At 28.0% G+C, this 6,758-nt stretch carries 7 protein-coding genes; 1 reads left to right on the top strand and 6 read right to left on the bottom strand.

Annotation, left to right across the window (positions count from 1 at the left end; genetic code table 11):
* Positions 1-274 precede the first annotated feature (274 nt).
* From BHAMNSH16_RS00640 to BHAMNSH16_RS00615, 6 genes are all read right to left on the bottom strand, one after another.
* A complete protein-coding gene (locus BHAMNSH16_RS00640) occupies positions 275-1,015 on the bottom strand; it encodes a hypothetical protein (protein WP_069732003.1) in 741 nt (246 codons plus the stop codon).
* Between the two features lie 3 nt (positions 1,016-1,018).
* The gene (locus BHAMNSH16_RS00635) at positions 1,019-1,837 is read right to left on the bottom strand and encodes a hypothetical protein (RefSeq protein WP_008728056.1); all 819 of its coding nucleotides are present in this window, start codon (positions 1,835-1,837) and stop codon (positions 1,019-1,021) included.
* 38 nt (positions 1,838-1,875) lie between these two features.
* Positions 1,876-2,310: a dUTP diphosphatase gene (gene dut / locus BHAMNSH16_RS00630; protein ID WP_008728055.1), complete on the bottom strand. Its 435-nt coding sequence runs from the start codon at positions 2,308-2,310 to the stop codon at positions 1,876-1,878.
* A 15-nt stretch (positions 2,311-2,325) separates the two neighbouring features.
* A complete protein-coding gene (locus BHAMNSH16_RS00625) occupies positions 2,326-3,708 on the bottom strand; it encodes a GntP family permease (protein WP_008728054.1) in 1,383 nt (460 codons plus the stop codon).
* 45 nt (positions 3,709-3,753) lie between these two features.
* Entirely contained in the window at positions 3,754-4,065 is a 312-nt protein-coding gene (locus BHAMNSH16_RS00620; RefSeq protein WP_008728053.1) for an HPr family phosphocarrier protein, read from the bottom strand.
* A gap of 500 nt (positions 4,066-4,565) precedes the next feature.
* Positions 4,566-5,198 carry a MotA/TolQ/ExbB proton channel family protein gene (locus BHAMNSH16_RS00615; protein WP_008728052.1) on the bottom strand — a complete coding sequence of 211 codons (633 nt, stop codon included), beginning with the start codon at positions 5,196-5,198 and terminating at the stop codon, positions 4,566-4,568.
* Between the two features lie 410 nt (positions 5,199-5,608).
* On the opposite strand from BHAMNSH16_RS00615, the gene argC reads away from it, so the two are divergent.
* Positions 5,609-6,667: an N-acetyl-gamma-glutamyl-phosphate reductase gene (argC, locus tag BHAMNSH16_RS00610; RefSeq protein WP_008728051.1), complete on the top strand. Its 1,059-nt coding sequence runs from the start codon at positions 5,609-5,611 to the stop codon at positions 6,665-6,667.
* The last annotated feature ends 91 nt before the right edge of the window (positions 6,668-6,758 follow it).

Genomic DNA, 6,758 nt, shown 5'->3' with positions numbered 1-6,758 from the left:
ACATACAATCTTGTAAGTTTTTTATCTTATTATAGATTATTATATGATATTAATTGTTATATAAAATAAATGTTATATATTCTGTATAAATTATATATTCAAGTCATAAAATGCAGAGTACTGCTTACAGTAGGAAAAGAAGTTGTAGTTTTGCAGCAAATACACAATTAAATGTTCAAATTACAACAGAACCATTATAATTATTAAGGCTTATTAAACTTTTTATTTGAAATGTATTCTTTATATTAAATTAAAACTAATAAAATATTATAAGTTAAATTCCCCACCATTTTGAAGCATCTGATTGATATGCCCATTGATAAGAACTGTCCGATGTAATCCAAATTTTTGCTAATTGGTTTCCATTTTTAAATATATAAAGACCATTACGAGAATATACCACTTCATTATCGAATGAGTCGTCTGTATTATTTGTAACATTAACTATTGCGTTAAAATTAGTTTGATATCCAAAATATTGTACTTTCCAACCTGTATTAGCCGTTACTTTTCCAGCATTTGGATCCATTGTTCCAACAGATGCAGTAGATGCTGTTAATGTTGTTCCGTTTCCTGTACCTTCTGGTCTTGGTATCACAGGCAGTACAGAATTAATTGTAGTTTCTATATATTTATTATCAACCAGATCATTAGTACCATAAGCAGTAACTGCTATATAATATAAAGTACCATTATTGAATGTATAAGTAGGAATTTCTATTATAAAATTTGTTCTAGTATGATTGCTGCTTGATACAGTTGGAAGTGCTTGCAGTGAATTTTTTATAGCATTATCAGGTTGTACCAAATTATGGGAAGTACCCGCATATATGTTAAAACCAAGAAAATCTGAAGCTATTACGCCAGACCAAAAACTTATACTTACTTTATTATTACCCGGTATAGCATAAATATTATACGGACTATTATATTCATCTACTACAGTTATGAGTTCTTCATTACAAGAAGTAAATAAAAAAATGATTGATATAATAAATACTATTATTTTTTTCATATATTAATAACTTAAGATATTAGCAGAAATTTGACGGCAATAATCAGCTACGATACTGCTAGTACCATTTACACTCCTTACATATATTTTACCATAATAGGCATTATTTCCATCTGTTATTTTTATCAGATAAAGTCTGTTAGCTTTAACCTGTAAATCAATATTTCCATATCCGTTTTCAGGAGGAACTACAATATCATCTAAAGAAGTACCTGATACCATCATCATACTTGTATTATTAACATTTTGAAAATATAGACCGCCATTATTCACTAACCTTGCTAAATCTCTTCCTTCTAAATTTAAAGTAGTACCGGGAGTTATGGTTTGATTTAGAACATCAGGTCTAGGTGTTCCCATTTGTACAAAATTATCATAATAATAATAACTTTCTAATTGCGGGGTTATCTGATATGCTGATACCCAAATATATATAGGTATGCCATTATTTAAGTCAGAGTCTTTTAATGTGTATATATCTGTACTATTACTAGAAAAATAAGAGCCTGTTTCAATAGTAAATGAATATTTTTTAGTAACTGTAGATTTTGTTTCTATTAATGTAGGCAATGCCTTTTGCTGATTATATAATCGGTATTTTCTAGGGTATGTATTATCTCCAAAGTATATATTATATCCGCTAAAAGACGGCTCATTATTCTGAGCTTCAAATTCCACTGTTATTTTATTGTTTCCAGGTATAACTTTTGTTATATAAGGCTGATTTAATTCAAGTGTTATTCCTGTAACATCTGGAAGTCCGCAGGAAATCATCGGCAATGATAATATTGCAATATATAAAAGTAATTTATGCATATTCATATTAATATTATAAACTAAAATATTAATTATATCAATACTTATTTATTTGTACTTCCAAATCCGCCTTCTCCCCTATCAGTATCAGATAATGAGTCTGCTTCTTCAAAATATATCTTTTCAACTTTAGCAAAAACCATTTGAGCTATCCTATCACCATTATTTATAGTAAATGGCGTATCAGTTAAAGATGCTAATATTATTTTTAATTCTCCCCTATAATCACTGTCTATTGTTGCAGGAGAGTTTAAGCAGAAAATACCGTTTTTTAATGCTAAAGAACTTCTGCTTCTAACTTGTGCTTCATAACCTTCAGGAATCTCGATAAAAAGTCCTGTTGGTATTAATACTATATCATTTTTATTTAAAGTAATAGGTTCCTCTATATTGGCATGTAAATCAAGTCCTGATGAACCAGATGTTTGATATTTAGGTAAAGGATTTTTAGATTTATTAATAATTTTTATTTTGAGCATTATTCCTCCAATATTTTATCTGAATAATAAAGCTAGTATCATTATAATAATTAATGCTGTAATACCTTGTACAAAAGTAGCTAAAGTTCTAGCTTTATATGCATCTTTTATTTTTAAACCAGATAATTCTACGACTATCCAAAAATAACTATCATTAGCATGGGAAGCTATCATAGAGCCTGCTCCTATAGCCATTAATACTAATATTTGAGATATAGGAGTATTAAATCCCAATGTACCAAGGAGAGGCGCAAAAAGTGTAGCCACAGTAACAACTGCTATTGTAGATGATCCTAATATTATTTTTAAAGCTGATGCCATAATAAAAGGCAGTATTAAACCCATATTTAATGCTCCGAATACATGTCCTAATTCCGGTATGATTTTGGCTAATTCGGTTGATTTTAATACTTCTGCAAAAGCACCGCTCGCACCAACTATAGCTAAAATACTTCCGGAAGACCTTATACCATCACCTATCCACATAGATATTTCTTCTTTATTAAATTTATGAGTTAGTAAAAGTGAGAATAAAAAGCCTATAAATAATGCCATAGACGGCTCACCTAAAAATATAAATATGTTTCTTATTATTCCATTTCCTAATCTAAAAGAATCAAATCTAACAATACTTCCAATTGCCATCAATATTATTGGCACTACTATAGGGGCTAGAGATTTCCAAGCGGGAGGAAGTCCTCCTATATCACTTATTAAAGTTTCATAAGTTGGAGATTTATCTGGGTAATTTGTTTTTTTTATGTATTTAGAAATAAATATACCGTATATAGCACCAGCCAAAGAAGTTGGAATGGCAACTATTAGTCCTATTATTATTATTGTCAATAAATGTGCTTCTAGTCCGAATAGATTTACAACTGCAGCAGGACCAGGAGTTGGAGGTATTAAAGCATGAGATGCATAAAGCCCAGTAGACAATGCAACTGATAATGCAACAGGAGATGCTCCGCTTTTCTTGGCAACAGCTTTTCTTAATGGTGTTAGTATTAAATATCCAGAATCACAAAATACAGGTATTGACACTATAAAACCTAATATATTCATAGCCAAAGCCGGATGAGATTTACCTACTATTCTTAATACTATCTCCCCTAATTTTAAGGCAGCACCGGACATTTCTAATATATTACCTATAACACTTCCTAAAACTATTATTATGCCTACACTTGCCAAAGCATTGCCAAAACCTTTACCAATTAAAGCAGATATTTCTGTTATATAGTTTGTATCATTATTAGATGGGACATGAAGTGTGAAAGCTAGAAATATTGCTACTAATAGCATAGCTATGAATGGATGAACTTTAAACTTTATTGTTAAAATCATAACTACAATAATAGATATTGCCAACATAGCTATTACAAAATAACTAATCATTAAATATCCTTATGTTTTATTTTTATATTGAAAATACATAAAATATTAGTCATCTTCTGGAACTTCAGCGTGAATATATCCTTCTTCAAAGAAATTTATTAATTCTTTTTCAGCCTGTTTAGCTGTTTCTTCCATTCCATCTTCATATTCTATTTCTAATATTAGATTGGCTCCTTGAAATGCTCCAAGTCCCATAATATTAAATACACTTTTTGCATCTGCTCTTACGCCATTATAAAGTAAAAATATTCCTATATTTGAGTATTCATTTTTACTTGATATTTGTGATAGAACTCCTGCTGGTCTTAGATGCATTCCATTTTTGCTTTTGATTGTTACTACATTTGTTAATGTCATTAGATATCCTGAGATTTTATTATATTCCTATTATAGTATATTTATTTATATTTTTCAAGGTTATTTTATTTACAATTCCCACCCTTTATATTTACTGCTAATTTATAAAATTATAATCTAATAATATTTTTTGTTTTTGTTTGAAATATAGCACCCACCCTAATTTCTATTAAATTTATAGTATATTTAATGCACGGTTAGCAGATTATCATATTTTAATAAATTTTAATTATAAATTAGCTTTATTTCTTAGTTTTATTCTGCGTGCGGATATAAATTTTTTAATCTGATTTTTTAATAAAAATTATAAATATAAAAAATGCTTGGGTGGGCATGTTTTTTATTTTTTCGCTATAGAGAATGTTTAAATTTAATGTTCTAATTTAAGCACTAAATATTAAAGGGCGGGGAATATAATAAAATTCTTTAAATTATAATGTGTCTATATCATACTTTAAGAAATTAATGAATACTTAAATACAATATATTTGGCTTTAATACTAATTTTCAGTTTTAGTATTGCGTTCATTTATTATATAATCAGAAACTTCATTTGATAAATTTTCTATAAATAATATTCTTTCATTAAGAGTATTTACGAAATAATTATAAAATACAACTGTAGGTATAGCAATGATAAGTCCTGCTGCAGTAGTAAGAAGAGCATTAGCAATACCTGAAGCCAAAGCAGAAGGGTTTCCGCTTCCAGCAACTGATATTACAGCAAAGGATTGTATCATACCAAGAATAGTACCTAAAAGTCCAAGCAATGGAGCAACAGTTGATATTGTTGAGAGTGCAGAAATAAATCTTTCAAGTCTTGGAAGTTCTTTATTGGATGTACTTTGCATAGCTTCTTTTGGCATATCAGAATTTTTAAGACCTGACATAACAATATTTGCCAAAGGCGATTTTGCTGTTTCGCATAAGGCAATGGCCGCTTTTAATTCTTTATCTTTTATTAAAGAAATGAGTTTAGGAGCCAATGAATTATCCTGTGATTTTATTCTAGTAAAGTAAATGAATCTATCAATTATTATTGTTAATCCCAAGATTGAAGATATTAGAAGTCCTATCCAGCAAACCATCATAGCCGAATTTAAAAGACTTTCAGAACCGAATATACCATTCATATATATAAATGCCTCATTAAAATGTCATTATTTGTTAAAACATTATAATTGTAAGAATATAAAAAATCAATAGAAATATTCTGTATATAAAATTAAATTTATATCAATAATAAGCAGTTTTAATATTGAAGCTGTATAATTTATCTTAATTATAATAATTTTGTATAGTATTAGCTGTTATATTTTATTTATAAAAAATCTTGACTTTTTTATTATCAATAGTATAATGTTATGCAAATATTAAACAGTTTTAGGAAAAATAAAAATGTGTAATATAGTTTTATACATAAGAAATTATCTCTCAAGGCGTTAAGCCTCCATTTCATTCACAGCTTAAAATCAATCTCTCAAAAATAAAAGCAATTATATATTATTCTTTAATATTATTAATTATTATAGGAGTGTTTTATATGATAAAAGTATCCGTTATAGGTGCTACAGGGTATGCAGGTGCAGAATTAATCAGATTATTACTGTCTCATAGCAAAGTAGAATTAAAAAATCTATCTTCAAAAAGTTTTGTAGGAAAAAATATAAATGAAGTGTATCCTAATTTAAATAAGAACTTAGATAAATTATTATTAGATGAAAATGAAATATTTGAAGACACTGATGTTGTATTTGCATCACTGCCTGCGGGTTTAAGTGATGATATTGCAAATAAATGTTTTGAAAAAAATATTTTGTTTATAGATTTGGGTGCTGATTTCAGATTAGATGATGAAGAAGATTATAAAAATTGGTATGGCAAAGAATATAAATATAAAAATCTTCATAAAGAGTCAATATACTCAATACCTGAAATAATTAAATATGATAATGTATATGGTAAAAAAGAATTAAAGAATGCAAAAATTATAGGAAATCCGGGATGCTACCCTACTTCTATAGGTTTGGCATTAGCCCCTGCTTTGGTGAATAAATTGATAATAAAAGATGATATTATAATCGATTCAAAATCAGGTGCTACAGGTGCAGGACGGGAATTAAAATTAAATACCCACTTTACAGAATGTAATGAAGCATTTGCTCCGTATAAAATAGCAGAACATAGACATACACCGGAAATAGAACAGACATTATCAAATATATATGGTGAAGAGATAAAAGTAACTTTTGTTCCTCACTTACTTCCATTAAATAGAGGAATAGTGTCAACAATATATGTCAAATTAGAAAATAAAAATCTTAAATTAGAAGATATACATAATACTTATAAAGAGTTTTATAAAGATTCATCATTTGTAAGAGTATTAAATATAGGAGAGACAGCAAATTTAAAATATGTTAAATACTCAAACTACTGTGATATATCTTTGCATATAGATAATAGAACAAATAAATTAATAATAGTATCAGCAATAGATAATATGGTAAAAGGAGCAGCAGGACAGGCAATACAAAATATGAATATAGCATTGGGCTTAAAAGAAGATGAAGGACTTAATTTTATTCCTCCAGCTTTTTAATAATTAGTTAGATTAACGGAAAGATATTAAAACTATAAACGAGCAGCTGATAACTTGTGAAGTAAGTTGTCAGTTAATTAAAAGTGAGTTT

Origin of the sequence: Brachyspira hampsonii, from assembly GCF_002214805.1 — a bacterium.
GTDB classification, from domain to species: Bacteria; Spirochaetota; Brachyspiria; order Brachyspirales; family Brachyspiraceae; genus Brachyspira; species Brachyspira hampsonii.
Note: the sequence above shows the minus strand (reverse complement) of the source record. Positions and strands in the feature narration are given on the sequence as shown.

Coding starts and splice junctions, on each gene's coding strand:
- BHAMNSH16_RS00615 (WP_008728052.1), bottom strand. CDS start 5,198: ATGAATGGTATATTCGGTTCTGAAAGTCTTTTAAATTCGGCTATGATG.
- BHAMNSH16_RS00635 (WP_008728056.1), bottom strand. CDS start 1,837: ATGAATATGCATAAATTACTTTTATATATTGCAATATTATCATTGCCG.
- BHAMNSH16_RS00625 (WP_008728054.1), bottom strand. CDS start 3,708: ATGATTAGTTATTTTGTAATAGCTATGTTGGCAATATCTATTATTGTA.
- dut (WP_008728055.1), bottom strand. CDS start 2,310: ATGCTCAAAATAAAAATTATTAATAAATCTAAAAATCCTTTACCTAAA.
- argC (WP_008728051.1), top strand. CDS start 5,609: ATGATAAAAGTATCCGTTATAGGTGCTACAGGGTATGCAGGTGCAGAA.
- BHAMNSH16_RS00620 (WP_008728053.1), bottom strand. CDS start 4,065: ATGACATTAACAAATGTAGTAACAATCAAAAGCAAAAATGGAATGCAT.
- BHAMNSH16_RS00640 (WP_069732003.1), bottom strand. CDS start 1,015: ATGAAAAAAATAATAGTATTTATTATATCAATCATTTTTTTATTTACT.